This is a genomic window from Streptomyces sp. NPDC005303 (genome assembly GCF_040607335.1).
Lineage (GTDB): Bacteria > Actinomycetota > Actinomycetes > Streptomycetales > Streptomycetaceae > Streptomyces.
In genome coordinates this window covers 273,545-294,944 of record NZ_JBEXGM010000005.1, presented here as the reverse complement: position 1 = coordinate 294,944, position 21,400 = coordinate 273,545, and the positions used below count along the sequence as shown (strand labels likewise).

The following is a 21,400-nucleotide window of genomic DNA, read 5'->3' as shown; positions in this document are numbered from 1 at the left end:
GTCCCCGTGGCCTGGAGCCTCCTTCAGAAAGTCCGGGCGCTCACGGCGCTGGAGCGGATCCCGATGACGACGATGATCTACGACACCACGATCACCGGCCGCTACTGCGAGCCCGGAGGCTGCTCGACCGAGGTGTACACCGCGCCAGAGCTGCGGGCCCGCCTGGCCGGGGCCGCGGGCTTCCGCCACCGATGCTCCAACCGGCTGAAGGCCGAACCAGTCACCCCGCCGGAACCCGACGCGACCACTTACGGAACCCAGCCCGCCCCCTGTCCGCAGGCCAACGCGCCCACCGGCCGAAGGCCGAGGCCACGACCGGCCCATAGCTGACCCACCCCCTCACCGCAGCTCACCTCCCGAAGCCCGAGCCCCGCCCGCCCCGAACCCGACGTGCCGCCGTGTCGAAGCCGTCCCCCCGGGTACCCGGGGCTCCCGTCACGGCCCCTCGGGTGCGGGCCGGCCAGGAAGGGGGCACTGATGACGCAGCACGCCGACGATGACGTCGACCGCCACGGGGGCGTCGCCGGACTGCGACTGGCGACCGGAGCGACCGGGGGCGCCGCCGCGCTCGCCTCGAGTCTGCCCGTCGACCGCAACCAGGCGATCCTGGAGGCGGCCAAGCAGGTCGGCGCGATTTTGAAACGGGAAGGGCATCCGTTCGCGCTCGCGGGCAGTGTCGCCGTGTACGCGCATGGCGGCGCCCAGAATCTTCAGCACGACGTCGACTTCGCCATCCTCCCCGAGGACGCTCCGAACGTGGCCGAGACCCTCCGTGAGGCAGGTCTGGAGGTGCGGACACCCCCGGAGGACTGGCTGCTGAAGGCCGACTGCATGGGCCAGCAGGTCGACCTGATCTTCGAGCTGGCCCACCAGCCGGTCACCAGGGAGCTGCTGGCGCGGACCGACGAACTCTCGGTGGACTCGGTGTTCATGCCCGTGCTGTCCCCGACCGACCTGCTGCACAGCCTGCTGTCCGCGTTCTCCGAGCACCACTGCGACTTCGGGGCCGTCCTCCCGATCGCCCGCGCACTGCGGGAGAAGGTCGACTGGGACGCCGTACGCCGGGGCTGCGGGGACGCACCGATGCCGGACGCGTTCTTCTACTTCCTGGAACGGCTGGAGGTCATCGAGCCGCGCACGAAGGAGGAACGGCCATGAACAGGCCCCTGGAGGAACACACCGAGCACCCGCAGGAGAACGTCGAGTACCGCGTCGCCCACCTGCGCGACCGGCTCGCCGCAGAGGAACTCGGCGAGCTGGGGGTCCGCGCCGAGGTGCGGGCCGGGGCCGTCGTGGTCACCGGCACCGTGCCGTCCGCGCAGTGCCGGGAGACCGTACTGCGGACCGTCCGCGAGGAACTGGCCGGGCTGTCCGTGCACACCGACGTGGTGGTCGCGGAGACCGTCACGCCCGACCATGCGGAGGAGCTGCCGTGATCCGCGTCGCCGCCGTGGGGGACATCCACATGGGCCTGGAGAGCCAAGGCGTGCTGCGTCCCGCCTTCGAGACCCTGCCCGACTGCGCCGACCTGCTCCTGCTGGCCGGGGATCTCACCCGGCACGGCACGCCGGAGGAGGCCCGGGTGGTGGCCCAGGAGGTACGGGACCTTCCGGTGCCGGTCGTGGCGGTCCTCGGCAACCACGACCACCACGACGAACAGCCCGAGAAGGTCGCGGCCCTCCTGGAGGACGCCGGTGTCCGGGTTCTGGAGGGCGAGGGGACGGTCGTCGAGTGCGGCGACACGCGCGTGGGCATCGCCGGCACCAAGGGGTTCGGCGGGGGGTTCGTGGGCCGCAGCGCCGGGGAGTTCGGCGAGCCCCTGATGAAGGAGTTCGTACGGTACTCACGGCGCTGCGCGGACGGACTGCGCACCGCGTTGGAGGACCTGGAGCGGCAGGGCTGCGGGACCCGGGTCGCGCTCACCCACTTCTCCCCCGTCGCCGACACACTGGCCGGTGAGCCGCCGGAGATCTACCCGTTCCTGGGCAGCTATCTGCTGGCCGAGGCGATCGACACCGCGGGCGCCGACCTGAGCGTGCACGGACACGCCCACGCGGGCACCGAGCACGGGATGACGGCCGGCGGCGTGCGGGTGCGGAACGTGGCCCAGCCCGTGATCCGGCGGGCGTTCAACGTGTACCACCTGCACGCCGACTGACGGTTCCTCAGCTGCGGGCCGAAGCCCGATCGTGGCCCTCCCACGCCGCGTCCCGCAGCTCCGGCCGCAGCAGGACCTCCACCGCGGTGCAGGCCAGCGCCTCCGCCGCCGCCAGCATCACCTGTCGGCCGCGTTCGGAACCGGCCGCGACGGCGAACTCGGGCGTGTGGTCCGAACCGTCCTCCTCCATGATCGCCACGAAGGGGTGGATGGCGGGCACCCGTCCACTGACGTTGCCCACGTCGGAGGAGCCCAGGTAGACGCCCGGCGCGGGCGGTGTCATCTCGATGCCCGTCCCCGCCAGGTGCCGGGCGAACCGGGCCGACAGCACCGTGCTGTCCCGGAAGTGCTCGTAGCGCGGAGTCGCCCGTTCCACCGTGACCGTCGTGCCCGTCGCCCGTGCCACCCCCTGGGCGCAGGTCAGCAGCTCCCCGGCCAGGTCCTCCAGAGCGGCCGTGGTCAGCGCGCGCAGACCGAAGAGGCCCTCCGCGTACTCCGGGACGATGTTGGTGGCCTTGCCGCCGTCCGTGACGATCCCCTGCACATGCGAGCCCTCGGGCAGCCTGCGCCCGATCACGGCCAGCGTGTTGAACAGCTGGATGAGTGCGGCGAGCGCGTCGATGCCCTCCGTGGGATTCCCGGTCGGGTGGGCGGCACGCCCCCGGAACCCGACGCGGTACTGGGCCTGCGCGGTCAGCGGCGCCCACTGCCAGCTGTGCACGCCGGGGTGGAACATCAGCGCCGCGTCGACGTCGTCGAACACCCCGGCGTCGGTCTCGGCGACCTTGCCTCCGCCGCCCTCCTCCGCGGGCGTGCCGATGGCCCACACGGTGCCCGCGTCCCGGTCGAGCACCGCCCGGGCGGCCAGCGCCGCGCCCAGGCCCGCCGCGGCGATCAGATTGTGGCCGCAGGCATGGCCGAGGCCGGGCAGGGCGTCGTACTCCAGCATCAGGGCCACCGCGGGGCGCGCCCTGGTGCCGGAGCGGGCCGTGAAGGCGGTGGGGAGTCCGGCGACATCCCGCTGCACCTTGAATCCCGCCCATTCGAGTTCGCCGCACAGCAGCGCGGCCGCCCGGTGCTCCTCGAAGGCGTACTCCGGGTCGGAGTGCAGCATCCGCGCCATGTCCCACAGCCGATCCGCCCGTGCGGCCACCTCTCCGCGCACTCGCGCGAGCACCTCGTCCACGGCGTCGGTCACAAATGCCTCCCAGAGCGTCGTACGGCTGTGTCCTGGTGCGGGTTCCTTCGAGCGGGCCGACTTACACCCGGGCACCGTTGCCGCTCCGGGGCCCAACCTGGCGGCTGCCGGAGTCGGCGCCGGCCTGCCACCCGCGGACGCTGCACCAGAGGTACTGGACGACACGTTGATCAAAACGATTGTCCCCACAAGCCCTGACAAGCCTGTGACCAGGCATAGGGGGTGCAGCTGAGGGCACCCGGGGGGCGGAGGTGGAAGAACATGGGACACGGAGGAAACGTCATCGACGAGCTGGTGACCGATCACCACGAGGTCGAGGAGCTGTTCGGGAAGATCGAGGCGCTGGCGCCCGGTGACAAGAACCGGAAGGTCTACGCCGACCAGGCCACCATGGAGCTGATCCGGCACTCCGTCGCGGAGGAGGAGTACCTCTACCCGGCGGTCCGGGAGCACCTGGTCAACGGGAACACCATGGCGGACCGGGAGATCGAGGACCACTCCAAGGCCGAGCAGCTCATGAAGGACCTGGAGAGCTGTGAGGCGGACGATCCAGAGTTCGACCGGCTCATCGGTGAGCTGATGAGCGAGGTCCGCTCGCACATCGCCGAGGAGGAGGAGACCCTCTTCCCGCAGCTGCGTGTCGCATGCTCGGAGAAGGAGCTGGACGAACTGGGCGACAAGGTGCGCCGCGCCAAGAAGATGGCGCCGACCCGCCCGCACCCGTCGGCCCCGGACACTCCTCCGGCGAACAAGCTGCTCGCTCCGGGGGCCGGATTGGTCGACCGGCTGCGGGACGCGCTCTCGGGTCGGGGCAAGCAGGACTGAGTGATTTCCGGGGAGGCGGCCGGGGGCTCCGGCAGGGCGTAGCCGACCTCGGTGTCGTCGAAGGTCAACGGGCGACGGCTGACGGGCGGCCTTCGACGATCGACCTTCGACGGCACGAACATGGCCTGCCCCGTGAGCGTGTGCGCTCGACCGTCATCGTTGCGTTCGATCAGAAGGGTGGCGTGGAACGTCCTACGCGTTCCACGCCACCCTTCTGGAACGCCCGTCAGGCGGCGAGCGCCTCGTCGGACCCCAGCCGGTCCAGTAGTTCGCCCCGGTGCAGCCCGGCCACCGAGGCGAGCAGGTCGGGGTGGCGGAGCAGGGCGGCGGCATCGCGGTCCGTGGCGTCCGGGGCGAGCAGACGGCGGAACGCGGCCGGTGAGCCCGTCGTGTGCTCGCCCCGCGCGATGTCGGCCACGGCCCGCTCGGCGAGTACGGGGTCGCCGAGCAGACAGGCCGCCCAGCTGGCCACGACCTCGTCCACCCAGGTACGCCAGGCATGCTCCTCGGCGTCCCGCTCGGCAGTGGCGTCCGCGCCGGTGACCCAGTCGAGACGGGCGGAGCCGCCCGGACCGGCCATGCCCACGAGCGCGGCGTCCATCGCCGTCGGATAGCGCAGCCACGCGGCCACCGTCACGGCCTGCCGCGCCTGCACCTCGCACAGCGCGGCGGCCAGCGCACCGCCCGTCGGCGGATAGGCGCGGATCATCCAGTGAGCGGTCGCCGCGATGACCGGGGAGAGATCTGTTTGCACTGCGGGCCGCCCGAGGTGCTGGTGGGAGAGAGGACTGCGCGAACGGTAGCCCGCGGCTCCACCAGGACGACATGGCTCCGGTCGCACCCGGCACGTGGCTTCGGCCACACCGGCCCCCTCGCCCGGCTACGCCTCCAGCCAGAACCGGGTGCGCTTCAGCCACAGATCCAGCAGCTCCGAGTCCCCTCGCGTCTCGACACCGGGCGCCGGGCGGGCGTAGAGGAACCGGAGCAGGTCTGTCACCGGCCCGCGCACGCGCACGGAGGCCGGGCCGGTCCCGTGCCGCCACACCGGCCGCTCTCCGCCCAGGTCGAGCAGCCACTCCCCCGCCGCTCCGACGTCGAAGCCCAGGGTCCGCCCGTGCCCGAGCAGCTCCGGCACACCCGGCAGCGGCTCGTAGGCTTCCGGCACGGTGGAGAACTCCAGCCACTCCTCCACGGCGTCCACCGCGAGAGACTCCTCGACCACGAACTCCACCCCGGTCACGAGGGCAGCGTCGGCCCGGTGCAGCAGGGTCTCGTACGTCATGCGCCGGGCCCAGAACATCGCGGACTGCTGGACGAGTTGCTCGTCGGCGGGGGTCCACACCGGGAGGTCGGGTCCGGCCGCACGCAGGATGTCGGCCAGTCTCGTGGCGCCCTCGACGAGCCAGCCGCCGAGCACGGAGTCGTCGAGGTGGGTGTAGGCGGCCGGGTCGTTGACCATGTCGTCGTCGATCGGCTCGGTGGCCCGGGTCCCGACGATGTCCTGCACCCACCGGTGGTCACCGCCCACGTGCCGCAGCAGCCGTCCGAGGTGCCAGCCGGGGCAGGTGGGGACCGGAGCACTCGCGTCGGCGCCCTCGATGTGCTGGGCGAGCAGATCCGTCTGGGCGACGATCGCGTCGCAATACTCGTCGAAGGTCAACAACGCTTCCCCCATCGCTGCACGATTCGTCGTTCCCGCCACTCAACCTGACTGCTTCGGGTGGCACCAGCGAATAGAGGGGGACGCACCGCCTGAGCCGGGCAGCGGTGTCAGGCCTCCGTCCCCGTGTAGAACGCGATGGTCGCGGCCGCCGTCCTCGCCGCGGTCTCCTGGTCCGCGCCGGACGCGGCGTACGCCCGGCCCCATCCCTCGCCCGAGCCGGTGATGAAGGCGCTGCCCTCCGGCGTGGTGTGCCAGGTCGCGGCCTCCTCCTTGCTGAGGCCACCGCCCGCGAGGTGCAGGGCGAGTCCGTAGAGCCCCAGGTCCCAGCCGACTCCGACGGCACCGGGCCCGAACTGGTCCCAGAAGTCGTCCGGTACGACGGCCACGTGCTCGAGCTCGAGGACCGTGCGCTCCCCGTCTTCGGGTGTGAGGCGCACCTCGACCTCGCTGAAGCCGGGGTCGGGGCCGTACAGCCAGCTCACCCGCAACCGCTCGGGTTCCACGCAGTCCAGGATCTCGCCGCCGGCGTTGCCCTCCAGCTGGTAGCGGCCGCCGACCTTGAGCTCGCCGCTGACCGGCATGAACCAGCGCGCGATCCGCTCGGGAGAGGTCACCGCGTCCCACACGTCGGCGATCTCCGCGTCGTACGTACGGCGCAGCAGGACCGTCCGGGCCTCGCCGGCCTCGACCTGCCGGGTGCCGACCCGGCGGTGCATACGGTTGATCGCGTCAGCGATCTCACTCATGCTCGCTCACCTCTCCTCGCAGCCTGCGCTCGCGCTCGCCTCGCGCGAGCTCCGTTCCGAGCGCGTCGAGCCGCTGGTCCCAGAAGCCCCGGAAGCGTTCCAGCCAGGCATCGACCTCCCGCAGCGGGGCGGCCTCGACGGCGTACAGCCGCCGGTTGCCGTCGGCGCGCACCGAGGCGAAGCCACTGTCCCGCAGCACTTTCAGATGCTGGGAGACGGCCGGCTGGGAGATCCCGAACTCGTCCCGGATCACGGCACTGACCTCGCCCGACGCCTGCTCCCCTGCGGCGAGCAGTTCCAATATCCGGCGCCTGACCGGATCCCCGAGTACGTCGAACGCGTGCACGCGATCCACTATGCCATCCATCGCTTATATAAGCCAGGGCTTAAGAAAGAGGCCGGGGCCACGGAGTCTCTCCGCGGCCCCGGCCCTTGCCGGTGCTTCAGGACGTGGTGGGGACGGTCACGCCGGTACCACCTCGGATCCCAGCATGGGATGGCGCGCGGCGACCTCGTCCGGCACGGCGAAGGCCTCGGTGAGCGTCAGGGCGTGCGGCACCAGCGCGGCGACGGTGGCCTCCAGCACCTCCGGCAGATACCGGACCTGCTCGGCGGTCAGCCGCTCGTGTGCGAGCAGCTCCCCGCTGTGCGCGGACACATAGCGCAGGGCGAACAGCCGGTGGAGATGATCCAGCAGGAGAGCCACCTGCGGGTCGGCGGCCTGCCCCGCCGCCGCGAGGAGTTCCTGTGCGGCCAGCCGGTGGACGTGGGCGTCGACCAGGGACAGCGCCGCTCCGGAGGCGCCGTTCCAGCGGTCGAGCGGCGAGCCGGCCCGTTTCGCGCGCAGTCGCACCCGGGCCCGCTCGTGACGTATTCGCTCCAGGTCCCCCATCAGGTCGTGCAGGTGGGCCGGATCGTGCAGGCTCCGGGTGGCCGGGGGTACCTCACTGGGCGGCCTCGGGGTGAAGCCGCCCAGCAGCATCTCGCCGGCCGCCTTGACCCAGATGACGGTGTTGTCGCCCTCCGCGGTGATCGTGCCCTCGTTGGCCGCGAGCTGTCCCGCGATGCCGTTGGAGAGCAACAGGCCCTGTGCGCCGCAGCGTTCGCGGCACTCGGTCATCACGGCGCGGGCCTGCCAGGTGATCCAGCCCTTGGCGACGGCCACCAGCCGCTCGGCGTCCTCGCGCTCGTCCTCCGCCGCCTGCACCCATCGCCGTACGACCGCACGCTGCAGCAAGGTGGCGGCGTAGGTGGTGGCGAGTGCCTCCACGAGCGGAGCGTGGTGGGTGCGATGACTGAACAGCGGTACCCGCTGCCCACTGGTCATGCCCGAGGTGACCCGCTGATGGGCGTGGCGCACGGCGACGGCCAGGGCGTGCCGCGTCACCCCGAGGCTGTACGCACTCATGCACAGCTTGCCCATGGTGACGCGGCCGATGGAGCGCAGGAACCGTTTGCGCGGACTCCCCAGGCAGGAGACGAGTTCACCCTCGTCCGTCAGCCGACCGTGCTCCCCCTGGAGCATGGCCGTCCGCGGCAGCCGCACCCCGTGGAAGGAGGTGGCGCAGTGGTCGACCGGGCTGCTGGCCGTCTGGGGCAGCAACTCCACCTCCACGCCGGGCAGATGACGACCGTTCGTGTCGGTCAGCGAGGTCAGGAAGAGAAAGACGCCCTGGTCCTTGCCGTCGATCACCAGACGGGCCGCGACCAGGGCGTCCTTGGGGCCACCGGCCACGGAGGTGTTGGGCATCCATTTGCGTGCCCCCCGCGTCGGGGTGGTGAGCACGAACCCGCCCGTGTCCCGGTCCAGGGTCGCGGTGGTCTCCAACTGCGGGGCGTCGTTGCCGTGCGCCTGCTCGGTGCACAAGAAGGTGCCGATGCGCTCCATCCGCAGGTAGGGGCCCAAGTCCCGCCCCTCGTGGTCGTGTTCGAGCAGACTGCCGAGGAACAGGTTGTAGTGGATGCTGGCGATCGTCGTCATGCCGGCGTCCACCACCCCGGCCCACTCGTGCAGGGCACTCAGGGCGACCGGGTCCCGCGCCAGGGCCTGGGGATCGGGCACCGCCGCGTTCACCGTGCGTAGGCGTTGATAGGACAGTTCCGTGCGCTCCTGGTGGGTCAGCCCCTCGTGGTAGGCGAACACGTCGGAGCTGAACAGGCGGCGCCAGGGTTCGTGGGTCTCGGCCTGCGCACCGAAGAGGAGGTGCCGGATCGCGGCCGTCTCGGTCAGCGAGGGTGTCGTTACGGGGAGTTGAGAGGTGATCACAGCGGCAACGTAGTCCGAGGTGCCCCCTGATCACATCATGATCATCACCACGATTGAACTCCGGCGCGTGGTGGTAGTTACCCTTTAAACGGCCTCTCCAATACCACAAGCCACGATCTGCACAAGGGTGATTCCCCTCCCACACGGCACTTTACGCCCGCGCGTCGGAGCGGCATCGGTCACGGCCTCGGCGTGTCGGCCATGGCGGGTTGGCCGACCTGATCCGCGGCGCGCTCGTTCCTCGCAGTCCGGCGCCGGCCCTCGGCGGTCCAGGCGATACAGGACTCGCCCGCGTGGGTCATCGCGTGGGTCAACACGCCGTCCAGGCAGCCCGCTTCGTGCAGGACGCGGCCGATCTCTGGGAGAGCGGGCGCTTCGGGCCCGCGGCCACCGCGGTGACCGTAACAGTCGATCTCGCTCTCCTCAACAGGGCTACGACACGCGGGAGTTTGTGGGGGTTGATACCGGTGGCACAGGTGATGCCGGTGTAACCGCCGGCGTCGAACGCCTTCGCCTCGGCCAGGGTGGACACCGCGACCGGGCAGGGACGGCCGCCTTCGTGCAGGAGGACGGCGACGTCGAGGCTCTTGGCCGTCGTCACATGGGACCGCAAGGTGACGCCGGACCTTGTGGACGTTGCCGGGGGCGTGGCGACCATGCAGGACAGGTGCGTGCCGGGACGGACCCAGGAGACTTCGAACAGCGGCGGGGAGTCGGCCCGGGCGCAGGCTTCCTCGGCGCCCGCGGCACGGGCCTGGTGGCCTTGTGCGGCCAGTGCCGCCGCGGTCCGCTCGGCCCGCTCGGCCGTGCGTCCGACCACCAGGACCTCACTGACAGGCCCGCCCCCGGCCGACAGCCCGCATCAGGTACGGGCCGCGTCCCGTACCTCGTGGGCCGCCTGGTGGCAGGTACCGAAGACCGCCAAGGTGGTGGCGCCCGGACGGGCCGGCAGGTCGACGGCGAGGGCGTGGGCCGCGGCGGTCCGGTAGGCGTTCGTGGTGCCGACCTCCAGAACGTGGTGGCGCGACAGCCCGTGCTCGGCGTTCCCCGGCACCCGGCTCGCGTGCCGCGGGTCCCGCAGGTCGGGCAAGTCGGGCAGGTCGGGCAGCACCACCCCGCGCAGGCCCGGGAAGTCGACGATGTCCTTCAACGGTGCTCCGCCCCTGGACTCGAATGGACTGATTGTCCAGATCTGGATATTCAGCCCAAAAGTCCGACCAGCGGTTGTCCAGCAGGGCGAGGGAGATGTACATATGGGCCGCCCGGGTGCGGCCGGTGTCCTTGTGGCGCATTCTTGCTGTGTCGCCCGCGGGACGGTGCACGGACTAGGTAGGGCCGATGACTGGGAGCGTCGAGGACGCAGACCCGACGGCCGGGCGGTTGGCAGCGCTGCTGATCGACGCTTCGACTGAGGCGGTCAGTGCGGCCGGCGGCCACGCCGGAGGGGTCTATCTGCGCTCCCGCACGCCCGGACTGCTACGGCTCGCCGTCCTGTCGGGACTGCCAGGGCCGCTGTTCCGCCCCTGGTGGCGGCTGCACGCCGACCGCCCCTTCCCCGTCGCCGACGCTTATCGGCTCGGCGTCCAGGTGGTCCTGCCGAACGCCACCGAGACGATGCGCCGCTACCCGCAGTTCGCCGCCGGACTGCCGTTCCAGTTCGGCTCGCTCTACGTGCCCGTCGTCGGCGGTTCCACGACCTTCGGTGTGCTGACCGTGCTGCGCCCCGCCGTCAGCGACGCCGCCGAGGTGCTGTCCGGCCGCGACCGTGTGGTGCGCCTCGCCCAGGAGCTGGGCGAGGCGCTGCGGGGCCTGGAGGACGAAGACCCGGACCAGGTCGCCTGGGAGGGCGAGCCCCTGTGCCTGCGGCCCCCGACCGCCTCCATGTCCGTGGGGCGTGTCGGACGCTTCTCCTGGGACCCCCAGACGGCCGACATCACCCTGGACGAGGACCTGCACACCCTCCTGGGCGTGCCGCCCAGCGAGTTCGGGGGGACGGTCGAAGCGTTCGCCGAGGCCGTGGCCCCCAGCGACGCGCACCGCATCCTGGCCTCCCTGCGGGACACCGCCGCGGGCCGTCCTCCCGCTCTGCCGCTCTACCTGCGTGACCAGGACGGCGAACTGCGCCTGCTGGACCTGTGGAACGCCTACGACCCGCCCGCCGCACCCGCGGTCCGTGGCGTCGTCGTGGCCCCGGGCCCCGCCCCCACCGCGGACTCGGCGGCCGACCTGCTGCCCGACGGCGTGTTCTGTGTGGACCGGCTGGGCCTGGTCGTCTACGCCAATCCGCGCGCCGCCCAGCTCCTGGGCCGCCCCCGTACCGAGCTCGTCGGCCGTGACCTATGGCAGGCGGTGCCGTGGCTGGCCCGCCCCGAGTTCGAGGACCATCTGCGAGCGGCCCTCCTCACCCCGGACCCGGTCCATTTCCATCTGGCACGGCCGTCCGCGGAGGAGCCCGAGCCACGGCCGCCCATTGAGAACACCGGGTCACCGCGTCCCGCTCCGCAGACCGGGTCACCATCACCCGCTCCGGACACCGAGTCACCGCAATCCGCCCCGAACGCCGGGCCGCCACCACCCGCTCCGCAGACCGAGTCACCGCAATCCGCCTCGAACGCCGGGCCGCCACAGCCCGCTCAGGGCACCGAGTCCGCGCAATCCGCTCCGCACGCAGGCCCACCACCCGCTCCGCACAACGGCCCCTCGCAGTCCACTCCCGCCTCCCGGTCACCGAGGTCCGCTACGGGTCCCGAGCCACCATCACCCGCTCCGCACACCGGCCCACCACGTTCCGCTCCGCACACCAAGTCACCACGATCCGCCCGGAACCCCGGCCCACCGCAACCCGCCCAGCACACCGGGTCACCGCCGCCCGCTCAAGACGCCGCGTCCGCCCCGCAGCCGTACGAAGGCGACTGGCTCGCCCTGTCCGTGTATCCCGGACCGGACCGGCTGACCTGCACGATCCGGCCCACTAGCCGGGTGTCGGCCGGTCCCGCGGGACAGGAGCCCGCGGTGTCGCCCGAGACGGGCGCGAGCCCACTGGCGCCTCTGTACCGGCCGATCGCGCTGGCCATCGCCCTGACCGAGGCGGTCACCGCCCGGCAGGTGTCCGCGGTCGTGGTGCGGGAGCTGCTGCCCGCGTTCGGCGGCCGTCGGCTCGCGATCTACCTGCTGCAGGAACGGCACCTGTACCTGGAGTGGGAGACCGGCTTCCCCCAGGGCTTCCTCGCGCCCTTCGACGGCGTGGACCTGGGCACGCGCCTGCCCGGCGTGGAGACCCTCACCACCGGCCGGCCGCTGTTCTTCGACTCGATGGAACAGCTGGCGGCCGCCTATCCCGGTATCGCCCTGGACGCCACCGAGGGCGCCCGGGCCTTCCTGCCGCTGATCGCCTCCGGGCGCCCGGTCGGCTCCTGCATCCTCGGCTTCGACCGGCGGCGCAGCTTCAGCACCGAGGAGCGCACGGTGCTCACCGCGCTGGCCGGACTCATCGCCCACGCCATGGAGAAGGCACAGCGCTACGAGTCGGAGACGGTGCTCGCCCGTGGGCTCCAGCAGGCGCTCCTCCCCCGCCGTCTCTCGGCGCACCCGCAGCTGGAGACCGCCGGGCGCTATCTGCCGGGCACCGCGGGGATGGACGTCGGCGGTGACTGGTACGACGTCGTCGAATCCGGTGACGGGCTGGCCCTGGTCATCGGGGACGTCCAGGGGCACGGCGTGCAGGCGGCGGCCACCATGGGCCAGCTGCGCAGCGCGGTCAGGGCGTTCGCGCTCGACGACCGGCCACCGGACGAGGTCATGAGCAGCACCAACCATCTCCTCATCGACCTCGATCCCGGCCTGTTCGCCAGCTGCTGCTACATCCGGCTCGACCCCGCCACCGGACGGGCCAGAGCGGCCCGCGCCGGACATCCGCCGCCCCTGCTTCGCAGCCCCGACGGCCGCACCCGGGTCCTGGACCTGCCCGGCGGGGTGGTCCTCGGGGTGGCCCCGCGGGCCCGCTATCCGGTGACCGAACTCCAGATGGAGCCCGGCGCGATCCTGGCGCTCTACACCGACGGACTGGTGGAACGGCCCGGCAGCGACATCGACGAGGGGATCACCGCACTGCGGGTGGCCCTCGCGAAGGCCGGCGCTCCGGCCGCCCGAACCGGCGGCCGGTCCCTGGCGGGCATTGCGGACCGACTCACGGCGAGCGCCCGGCACGCCCAGGACCGCCCCGACGACATCGCACTGCTGCTCGCCACCCGGCGCACGACGCCGTCGGGATCACTGTGAGGAGGGTCTGGAGGGTCTGTCACACCGTGTGACGCCCCTCGCCTCCTGGGGCGCGGCAGTGTAGACATGGGCACATGGTCCGACTCCTGGGCCGCTCCGGGGGCGGGTCGGCCCGTCGCCCCGGCGGTTCCCGCCCACCGCAGACACCCGACCACGCTCACGACCGGCACGAGGGCCCGTTGAGAGGCAGTTCGCCCACGCGGGCGGAGCGCGACGGAGCCCGGACGCGACGGCCGGGAGCCCTGCGGGCAGTGGTCGGCGGACGCAGTGTGGCCGGACAGGTGTTCGTGCTCCAGGTCGTGATCGTCCTGCTGCTGGTCGTGGCCGCGGTGGTGGCCCTGGTGCTCCAGGTGCGGCACGACAGCACCATCGAGGCCCGCAACCGTTCGGTGGCCGTCGCCCAGGCCTTCGCCAACGCCCCCGGCACCGTGGAGGCCCTCAACAGTCCCGATCCCTCGGCGGTGCTCCAGCCGCGCGCCGAGGCCGCCCGCCGGGCGACCGACGTGGACTTCATCGTCGTCATGGACACCGACGGCATCCGGTACACGCACCCCAAGCCGGACCGCATCGGCAAGAAGTTCGTCGGGAACATCGCCCCCGCACTGGCCGGACGCGTAGTGACCGAGGACATCACGGGCACCATCGGACCGCTCGTGCAGGCCGTCGTCCCGATCAAGTCGGACGGCAAGGTCGTGGGCCTGGTGTCGGCCGGAATCACCACCGCCAAGGTGGGCGGCACCGCCGACCAGCAGCTGCCGCTGCTCCTGACGGCCGCCGCCGTGGGACTGGCCCTCGCCATGGGGGGCACGGCGCTGGTCAGCAGACGGCTGCTGCGCCAGACACACGGCCTGGGCCCGCACGAGATGACCCGCATGTACGAGCACCACGACGCGGTCCTGCACGCCGTGCGCGAGGGGGTGCTGATCGTCAGCGGCGAGGGCCGGCTGCTGCTCGCCAACGACGAGGCCCACCGCCTGCTCGACCTGCCCGCCGATGCCGAGGGCCGGCACGTCCTCGACCTCGCGCTGCCCGCCGACACCGCCGGGCTGCTGGCCTCCGGGCGGGTCGCCACCGACGAGGTGCACCGGGTCAAGGACCGCCTGCTCGCGGTCAACCAGCGGCCCACCGACATCCAGGGCGGCCCGCCGGGCAGCGTCGCCACCCTGCGCGACTCGACCGAACTGCGGGCCCTGTCCGGGCGCGCCGAGGTGGCCCGCGAGCGCCTCGACATGCTGTACGACGCCACGGTGGGCATCGGCACGAGCCTGGACGTGACACGCACCGCCGAGGAGCTGGCCGAGCTCGCCGTACCGAGGTTCGCGGACTTCGCCACCGTCGACCTCTTCGACGCGGTGCTCAGCGGGGGCCAGCCGGAGGCGGCGACCACCGTGCGCCGCGTCGCGCTCAGCGGCATCCGTGAGGACGCCCCGCTGCACAAGGTCGGCGAACGCATCCCCCTGCTCGACTCCGCTCCCCAGGCGCGTGGCATCAGCAGCGGCCGGGCCGTCCTGGAGGCGCGTCTCGCCGAGGCCACCGGGTGGCGGGCGCAGGACAGGGAGCGCTCCGCCCAGGTCATCGAGTACGGCATCCACTCGTTGATCGCCGTCCCGCTGCGGGCCGGCAATCTCGTCCTCGGGACCGTCAGCTTCTGGCGCTCGGACAAGCCGCAGCCCTTCGACACCGAAGAGGTCACCCTCGCCGAGGAGCTCGTCACCCGGGCCGCGGTCTCCATCGACAACGCCCGCCGCTACACCCGCGAGCACACCATGGCGGTGACGCTCCAGCGCAGTCTGCTACCGCGCCGGCTGCCCGAGCAGGACGCCCTGGACATCGCCTACAAGTACCTGCCCGCGCAGGCCGGGGTGGGCGGCGACTGGTTCGACGTACTGCCGCTGTCCGGGGCGCGGGTCGCGCTCGTGGTGGGCGACGTCGTGGGCCACGGTCTGCACGCCGCGGCCACGATGGGCAGGCTGCGCACGGCGGTGCACAACTTCTCCGCGCTCGATCTGCCCCCTGATGAACTGCTCGGGCTGCTCGACGAGTTGGTGGCCAGGATCGACCAGGACGAGGCGGAGGAGAGCGGCAACGCCCCCGTCACGGGTGCGACCTGCCTGTACGCCGTCTACGACCCGGTCGCCCGGCTGTGCACGATCGCCCGCGCCGGCCATCCGCCGCCCGCCCTCATCCACCCCGACGGCAGCGTGGAGTACCCCGACGTGCCCGCCGGTCCGCCGCTCGGCCTCGGCGGGCTGCCGTTCGAGACGGCGGACCTGGAACTCGCCGAGGGCAGCCGTCTGGTGCTCTACACGGACGGGCTCGTGGAGGACCGCGAGCGCGACATCGACGTGGGTCTGGAGTTGCTCCGCACCGCCCTGGGGCAGGCGGGACCCTCGCCCGAGGACACCTGCCGGGCCGTACTGGACGCGCGGCCGCCGTCCCGGGCCACCGACGACATCGCCCTGATCGTGGCCCGCACCCGGGCGCTGGCCGCCGACCGGATCGCCGAGTGGCAGGTCCCCGCCGACCCGGCGGCCGTCTCCGACGTGCGGGCGGCGGTGTCCCGGCAGCTCGCCCGCTGGGACCTGGACGACCTCGCGTTCACCACGGAGCTGATCCTGAGCGAGCTCGTCACCAACGCGATCCGTTACGGGGGCGACTCCATCCACGTCCGCATGCTGTTCGACCGCACCCTGATCTGCGAGGTGTTCGACGCCAGCAGCACCTCACCGCATCTGCGGTACGCGGCCATGACCGACGAGGGCGGCCGTGGACTGTTCCTCGTCGCCCAGCTCAGCGAGCGCTGGGGCACCCGGTACACCCCGGAGGGCAAGGTCATCTGGGCGGAACAGCCGCTCCCATGACCCGTTTTGCGGGATTTGGGGCCTTTCGTCACTCATAAGGTGATCTTATGAGCTCATAGAATGGACCCACGTACCGACTTAGGCTTGCCTTAGCTTAGGCTTCCCCCGAGTTGATCTGTCACCGCTCGAAGGGAACCTGATCATGCCCCGCCCCCTGCGGGTAGCCATCGTCGGAGCCGGCCCCGCCGGGATCTACGCCGCCGACGCGCTGCTCAAGTCAGATGTGGCCGCCGAACCCGGTGTCTCCATCGACCTCTTCGAGCGGATGCCGGCCCCGTTCGGACTGATCCGCTACGGCGTGGCTCCGGACCACCCCCGGATCAAGGGCATCATCACGGCCCTGCACCAGGTGCTCGACAAGCCGCAGATCCGTCTCTTCGGCAACGTCGACTACCCGACCGACATCAGCCTGGACGACCTGCGCGCCTTCTACGACGCCGTGATCTTCTCCACGGGCGCGACGGCCGACCGCGAGCTGCGCATACCGGGCATCGAGCTCGACGGCTCGTACGGCGCCGCCGACTTCGTCTCCTGGTACGACGGCCACCCGGACGTGCCACGCACCTGGCCGCTGGAGGCCGAGAAGGTCGCCGTGCTCGGTGTCGGCAACGTCGCGCTGGACGTGGCGCGCATCCTCGCCAAGACGGCCGACGAGCTGCTCCCGACTGAGATCCCGCCGAACGTCCACGAGGGCCTTAAGGCCAACAAGGCGCTGGAGGTCCACGTCTTCGGCCGCCGTGGCCCGGCGCAGGCGAAGTTCTCCCCGATGGAGCTGCGCGAGCTGGACCACTCCCCCAACATCGAGGTCATCGTCGACCCCGAGGACATCGACTACGACGAGGGCTCGATCGAGACCCGGCGCGGCAACAAGCAGGCCGACATGGTCGCCAAGACCCTGGAGAACTGGGCGATCCGCGATGTCGGCGACCGCCCGCACAAACTGTTCCTGCACTTCTTCGAGTCGCCCACCGAGATCCTCGGCGAGGACGGCAAGGTCGTGGGCCTGCGCACCGAGCGCACCGCGCTGGACGGCACCGGCAACGTCAAGGGCACCGGCGAGTTCAAGGACTGGGACGTCACCGCGGTCTACCGCGCGGTCGGTTACCTCTCCGACAAACTCCCCAAGCTGCCCTGGGACATCGACTCGGGCACGGTCCCCGACCAGGGCGGCCGGGTCATACAGGAGAGCGGCGAGCACCTTCAGTCGACGTACGTCACCGGCTGGATCCGGCGCGGCCCGGTCGGCCTCATCGGCCACACCAAGGGCGACGCCAACGAGACGGTGTCGAACCTGCTGGACGACTTCGCGGGCGGCCGCCTCCAGACCCCCGGTTCACCCGAGCCGGAGGCCGTGGACGCGTTCCTCGCCGAGCGCGACGTCCGCTTCACCACCTGGGAGGGCTGGTACAAGTTGGACGCCGCCGAGAAGGCACTGGGCGAGCCCCAGGGCCGCGAGCGTGTGAAGCTCGTCGAGCGCGAGGACATGCTGCGCGAGAGCGGCGCCTGATCCACACGCGACGCCGGTCGTGCCGCTGCCTTTCGGGGCGGGCACGACCGGCGTCGTGCTGTTCACGGAACCCTCGCCGCCGTCCGGTCGTTCCTCACCGTGTCCGCACGACCGTGCGGGCGCACGCGGGACGAACGGGGTGGGTGTGGCACGCGTACTCGTCATCGGCGGCGGTATCGCCGGTACGGCGGCGGCTCTGGCGCTGCACAAGGCGGGCTTCGAGGCCGTCGTGCACGAGGCCCATCCCGACTCGGCCGAGGACATCGGCGCGTTCCTCACCCTGGCGAGCAACGGCATGCGCGCCCTGGCCCAGTTGGACGCCTCCGCGGCGGTCACGGCGATCGGCTTCCCGCTGACCTCACTCCGGGTCATGGACGGCACGGGCACCGAGCTGGCGCACACGCCCATGGGCGAGACCTCCGACCCACTCCTCCACTACCGGTGCCTGCGCCGCGGCGACCTCAACACCGCGCTCCAGGCGGAGGCCCGGCGCCGGGGCATCCCCGTCCGGCACGGCGTCCGGCTCGCCTCCGTCGAGGACGGTCCCGACGGGGTCACCGCGCGCTTCTCCGACGGCACCACCGAGACCGGCGACCTGCTGATCGGCGCCGACGGCCTGAACTCCACCGTACGCCGGTCGATCTCACCCGGGACGCAGCCGTTCCACGCCGGCCAGCACGTCTTCTACGGCTACACGCGCGCCGCGTCCGACCCCGGACCGGACGCGTGCATCACCATGGTCCGCGGTAGCGGGGCCGCCTTCGGCTATGCGGTGTCGCCCGACGGGGAGGCGTACTGGTTCGCCCGGGTGAGCGGCGACCCGCTGACCGCCGAGGAGTTGGCGCAGGGCACCCCCGAGCACTGGCGGGACCTGTTGCTGCCGCTGTTGCGGGGGGAGCCCACGCCGGCCGCGGACCTGGTCGCGGCCACTAGCGACGACCTCATGGTCACCAACGCCACCGAGATCCCCACCGGCACCCCGTGGCGCTCCGGACGGACCCTGCTCATCGGGGATGCCGCCCACGCGGCCTCCCCAGCGACCGGCCAGGGTGCGTCGATGGCGCTGGAGGACGCGGTCGTCCTCGCCAAATCCCTGCGGGACGCCCCGGATACGGACGCCGCGCTCGCCCTCTACGAGACGCTCCGCCGCCCTCGCGTGGAGCACAACATCACCGTCAGCGGCAACATCTCCCGGGGCACCCACACCCCCACGGCCGCCTCCCGCCCCTCCGACGAGGACCTCGCCCGGCTCCTGGAGTGGCGCACGGACCTCTGGACCGAGCGGCATCCCCTCCAGAAGAAAAGCCCGGCGGCTTCCCGATCCGCCACGCCTTCGTGACAGCCGGCCCGAACCCGCGCCCCTGAACCGACCCCGTCAGGAGAACAGCGCCTGGATGTCCGGCTTCTTCCCGCCGAAGATGCCGTCCTCCTCACCGAGGGCGGCGAGCTTCTCCAGCGAGGCCGTGTCGACCTGGGTCGGCCAGCTCGGGAGGATGAGCTTGGCCAGCACATCGCCGCTGATCTTGGTGTAGGCGGTGAGGATCTGCCGGGCCTCGTCCGGGTGGCCGGTGGCGTACTCCAGTGACTCGGTCATGGCCTCAGTGAACTTCTTCACCAGCTCCGGGTTCTGCTGCGCGATCTTCGTCGAGGTGAACCAGGTCGCGACGGTGAGCTTCGGGTCGGTCTCGGCGAAGGGCGAGGCGACGACCCGGGCGCCCTGCGCCTTGGCGACCGTCTGGGCCGGCTCGCCCATCCACGCGGCATCCACACGACCGCCGTCCAGCGCGGCCGGCATCTGGTCGAAGGGGATCTCCACGAACTTCACCTTCGCCGGGTCGCCACCGTCCTCGCGCACCGACTCGCGGACCGTGGTGTCCCCGATGTTCTGGAGGGTGTTCACGGCGACCGAGCGTCCGGCGAGGTCCTTCGCGGACTTCACCGGGCTGTCCTTCTTCACTAGGACGCCGGTGACGTCGGCCCCCACCTTGCCGTTGGAAGCAGCCCCGTTGACCACGGACTTCACGGGGACGCCCTTGGTCTGAGCGAGCATCAGGGAGGTGGTGTTGCTGAAGCCGAACTGGAACTGACCGCTCACCACTCCGGGGATGATCGCCGCGCCGCCCTGCGCGGTCACCATCCTCAGCTCGATCCCCCGCCGGGCGAAGAACCCCTTCTTCTGCCCGAGGTAGAGGGGCGCCACGTCGACGATGGGGATGACACCGACCGTGACCTGCGTCTTCTTTCCTCCGCTCGCGGACGACGTGCCGCCGCTCCCGGAGTCCGACGACCCGCACCCGGCGGCGCCCGCGAGGGTCACCACCGCAACGGCAAGTCCGAGCACGCGCCTTTGCATGGGGCCCTCCTGACGAGGCGGCAGATCGCCTCACGACCCGTCCACTGATGTTGTGCACATCATTGACGCCCGCAATGTACACGCCTACTTTCGCCGGTGTCAGTCCCCCCGACCGCAGGAAAAAACGGACTGCGCCCAAGGAGCCCACGTCTCGTGATGCACCGCATCCGCACCCGTACGCTCGTCACCGTCGCCGCGCTGCTGCTCGCCGCCCCCTTCACACCGGCCGCCCAGGCCGCCGAGGACGTCCATGTCGAGGGCCGGCTGCAGTCCGGCGCGGCCTACCTCATGGACGTACCGGCCGACTGGAACGGCACGGTCCTCCTCTACAGCCACGGCTACACACCGCCCGGCGTCCCCAACCCGGCCCGCAACGCCCCTGACGACACCACCAAGTCCCTGCTCCTGAAGCAGGGTTACGCGCTGATCGGGTCCTCGTACGCCACGACCGGCTGGGCCGTCACCGAGGCCGTACCCGACCAGCTCGCCACCCTCGACACCTTCACCGCCCGCTTCGGGCACGCCGGACGGACCATCGCCTGGGGCACGTCCTACGGCGGCCTCGTCACCACCGCTCTCGCGGAGCGCCACGCCTCCCGCCTCGCCGGTTCGCTGTCGATGTGCGGGCTGGTCCAGGGCGGTGTCGCCAACTGGAACAGCACGCTGGACCCGGTCTTCGCGCTGAAGACGCTCCTCGCACCCGGCTCCGGCATCCCGTTGACCGGGCTGCAGAGCCCGGCCGCCGCGACCCAGGCCTCCGACGCCATGACGGCCGTTCTCGCCGGGGCCCAGCGGACCGCCGACGGCCGGGCCCGCATCGCGCTCGCCGCGGCCCTGCACAACATCCCCGGCTGGAACGCCCCCTCACAGCCCCGGCCCACGCCCACCGACCGGGACGCGCAGGAGTCGAATCAGTACCAGGCCGTCGTCGGACTGGTGAAGTTCCCCGCGTTCGTCTGGCGTCAGGAGGCCGAGTCCCGGGCGGGCGGCAACATGTCATGGAACACCGGAGTCGACTACCACGCGATGCTGCGCAACTCCCCCTACCTCAAGGAGGTCGAGGAGTTGTACGCGAAGGCCGGCCTCTCCCTGAGGTCCGATCTCAACGCCCTCGACAAGGCCCCCCGCACCCGCGCCGACAGGAACGCCGTCGACTGGATGAGCCGTACGAGCTCCTTCACCGGGCGCCTCACCAAGCCCCAACTGAACATCCACACCACCGGCGACGCGCTGATCCCGGTGCAGTCCGAGAGCGCCTACCGTCGGGCCGCCACGGCGGCGGGCTCGGCCGCACTGCTACGGCAGCGATATGTCGACAACGCGGGCCACTGCACGTTCAGCCCCGGTGAGCAGATCGCCGCCCTGCACGCCCTGGAGGACCGGATCACGAGCGGCCACTGGGCGGGAAGTGATCCCGCCGCGCTCAACTCCCGTGCCACCGAGGCCGATCCGACGTCCCCGGCCCGCTATCTCCCCTACTCCCCGACCGGTTACCCCCGCCCCTACGACCGGGCCCACCCTTCCGACGGGCACCGGAAATGAACC

Annotated in this window: 18 protein-coding genes and 1 pseudogene; 10 read left to right on the top strand and 9 right to left on the bottom strand. The window is 71.7% G+C overall.

The genetic code is table 11. The features are described 5' to 3' along the window. Positions 1-6: 6 nt before the first annotated feature. From ABZT93_RS11155 to ABZT93_RS11140, 4 genes are all read left to right on the top strand, one after another. Positions 7-330, top strand: coding sequence for a hypothetical protein (locus ABZT93_RS11155; protein ID WP_356102100.1), 324 nt, complete (start codon positions 7-9; stop codon positions 328-330). A gap of 147 nt (positions 331-477) precedes the next feature. After that, positions 478-1,158, top strand: a complete 681-nt coding sequence (locus ABZT93_RS11150) for a hypothetical protein (RefSeq protein ID WP_356102097.1) — start codon at positions 478-480, stop codon at positions 1,156-1,158. Then, positions 1,155-1,436 (top strand): BON domain-containing protein, encoded by a 282-nt coding sequence (locus ABZT93_RS11145; RefSeq protein ID WP_356102094.1) that lies wholly within the window; start codon positions 1,155-1,157, stop codon positions 1,434-1,436. The genes ABZT93_RS11150 and ABZT93_RS11145 overlap by 4 nt, the downstream gene beginning before the upstream one ends. Next, a complete protein-coding gene (locus tag ABZT93_RS11140) occupies positions 1,433-2,158 on the top strand; it encodes a metallophosphoesterase (protein WP_356102091.1) in 726 nt (241 codons plus the stop codon). The genes ABZT93_RS11145 and ABZT93_RS11140 overlap by 4 nt, the downstream gene beginning before the upstream one ends. A gap of 7 nt (positions 2,159-2,165) precedes the next feature. Here the strand turns inward: ABZT93_RS11140 and ABZT93_RS11135 are convergent, their stop codons facing one another. After that, positions 2,166-3,356 (bottom strand): amidohydrolase, encoded by a 1,191-nt coding sequence (locus ABZT93_RS11135; protein ID WP_356102087.1) that lies wholly within the window; start codon positions 3,354-3,356, stop codon positions 2,166-2,168. A gap of 261 nt (positions 3,357-3,617) precedes the next feature. Between ABZT93_RS11135 and ABZT93_RS11130 the strand changes: the two genes are divergently transcribed. Beyond that, positions 3,618-4,181 (top strand): hemerythrin domain-containing protein, encoded by a 564-nt coding sequence (locus tag ABZT93_RS11130; protein WP_356102085.1) that lies wholly within the window; start codon positions 3,618-3,620, stop codon positions 4,179-4,181. 226 nt (positions 4,182-4,407) lie between these two features. Here ABZT93_RS11130 and ABZT93_RS11125 read toward each other — a convergent pair whose 3' ends face one another. The 7 genes and pseudogenes from ABZT93_RS11125 to ABZT93_RS11095 all read right to left on the bottom strand — a co-directional run bounded on the left by ABZT93_RS11125 (position 4,408) and on the right by ABZT93_RS11095 (position 10,006). Continuing rightward, the gene (locus tag ABZT93_RS11125; protein ID WP_356102082.1) at positions 4,408-4,935 is read right to left on the bottom strand and encodes a hypothetical protein; all 528 of its coding nucleotides are present in this window, start codon (positions 4,933-4,935) and stop codon (positions 4,408-4,410) included. A gap of 126 nt (positions 4,936-5,061) precedes the next feature. Next, positions 5,062-5,856: a maleylpyruvate isomerase family mycothiol-dependent enzyme gene (locus ABZT93_RS11120; RefSeq protein ID WP_356102079.1), complete on the bottom strand. Its 795-nt coding sequence runs from the start codon at positions 5,854-5,856 to the stop codon at positions 5,062-5,064. 95 nt (positions 5,857-5,951) lie between these two features. Further along, positions 5,952-6,590, bottom strand: coding sequence for an SRPBCC family protein (locus tag ABZT93_RS11115; protein WP_356102076.1), 639 nt, complete (start codon positions 6,588-6,590; stop codon positions 5,952-5,954). Further along, positions 6,583-6,945 carry a metalloregulator ArsR/SmtB family transcription factor gene (locus tag ABZT93_RS11110; RefSeq protein WP_356102073.1) on the bottom strand — a complete coding sequence of 121 codons (363 nt, stop codon included), beginning with the start codon at positions 6,943-6,945 and terminating at the stop codon, positions 6,583-6,585. The genes ABZT93_RS11115 and ABZT93_RS11110 overlap by 8 nt, the downstream gene beginning before the upstream one ends. Before the next feature lie 108 nt (positions 6,946-7,053). Continuing rightward, positions 7,054-8,856, bottom strand: coding sequence for an acyl-CoA dehydrogenase (locus ABZT93_RS11105; RefSeq protein WP_356102070.1), 1,803 nt, complete (start codon positions 8,854-8,856; stop codon positions 7,054-7,056). A gap of 230 nt (positions 8,857-9,086) precedes the next feature. Then, positions 9,087-9,490 (bottom strand): annotated as a pseudogene (locus ABZT93_RS11100) (DSD1 family PLP-dependent enzyme); the annotation flags it as partial. 228 nt (positions 9,491-9,718) lie between these two features. Next, entirely contained in the window at positions 9,719-10,006 is a 288-nt protein-coding gene (locus ABZT93_RS11095) for a hypothetical protein (RefSeq protein ID WP_356102067.1), read from the bottom strand. A gap of 188 nt (positions 10,007-10,194) precedes the next feature. Here ABZT93_RS11095 and ABZT93_RS11090 point away from each other — a divergent pair, with 188 nt between their 5' ends. The 4 genes from ABZT93_RS11090 (at position 10,195) to ABZT93_RS11075 (ending at position 18,841) form a co-directional block, all read left to right on the top strand. Then, positions 10,195-13,134 (top strand): SpoIIE family protein phosphatase, encoded by a 2,940-nt coding sequence (locus tag ABZT93_RS11090; protein WP_356102064.1) that lies wholly within the window; start codon positions 10,195-10,197, stop codon positions 13,132-13,134. 74 nt (positions 13,135-13,208) lie between these two features. Further along, complete coding sequence (locus ABZT93_RS11085) at positions 13,209-15,995, top strand: SpoIIE family protein phosphatase (protein WP_356102061.1); 2,787 nt, start codon at positions 13,209-13,211, stop codon at positions 15,993-15,995. A 142-nt stretch (positions 15,996-16,137) separates the two neighbouring features. Continuing rightward, entirely contained in the window at positions 16,138-17,502 is a 1,365-nt protein-coding gene (locus tag ABZT93_RS11080) for an FAD-dependent oxidoreductase (RefSeq protein WP_356102059.1), read from the top strand. A gap of 145 nt (positions 17,503-17,647) precedes the next feature. Continuing rightward, positions 17,648-18,841, top strand: coding sequence for an NAD(P)/FAD-dependent oxidoreductase (locus ABZT93_RS11075; RefSeq protein WP_356102056.1), 1,194 nt, complete (start codon positions 17,648-17,650; stop codon positions 18,839-18,841). A gap of 36 nt (positions 18,842-18,877) precedes the next feature. On the opposite strand, the gene ABZT93_RS11070 is transcribed toward ABZT93_RS11075, so the two are convergent. Beyond that, positions 18,878-19,855 (bottom strand): ABC transporter substrate-binding protein, encoded by a 978-nt coding sequence (locus tag ABZT93_RS11070; RefSeq protein WP_356102053.1) that lies wholly within the window; start codon positions 19,853-19,855, stop codon positions 18,878-18,880. A 156-nt stretch (positions 19,856-20,011) separates the two neighbouring features. Here ABZT93_RS11070 and ABZT93_RS11065 point away from each other — a divergent pair, with 156 nt between their 5' ends. After that, positions 20,012-21,397: a hypothetical protein gene (locus tag ABZT93_RS11065; RefSeq protein ID WP_356102233.1), complete on the top strand. Its 1,386-nt coding sequence runs from the start codon at positions 20,012-20,014 to the stop codon at positions 21,395-21,397. Positions 21,398-21,400: the final 3 nt, after the last annotated feature.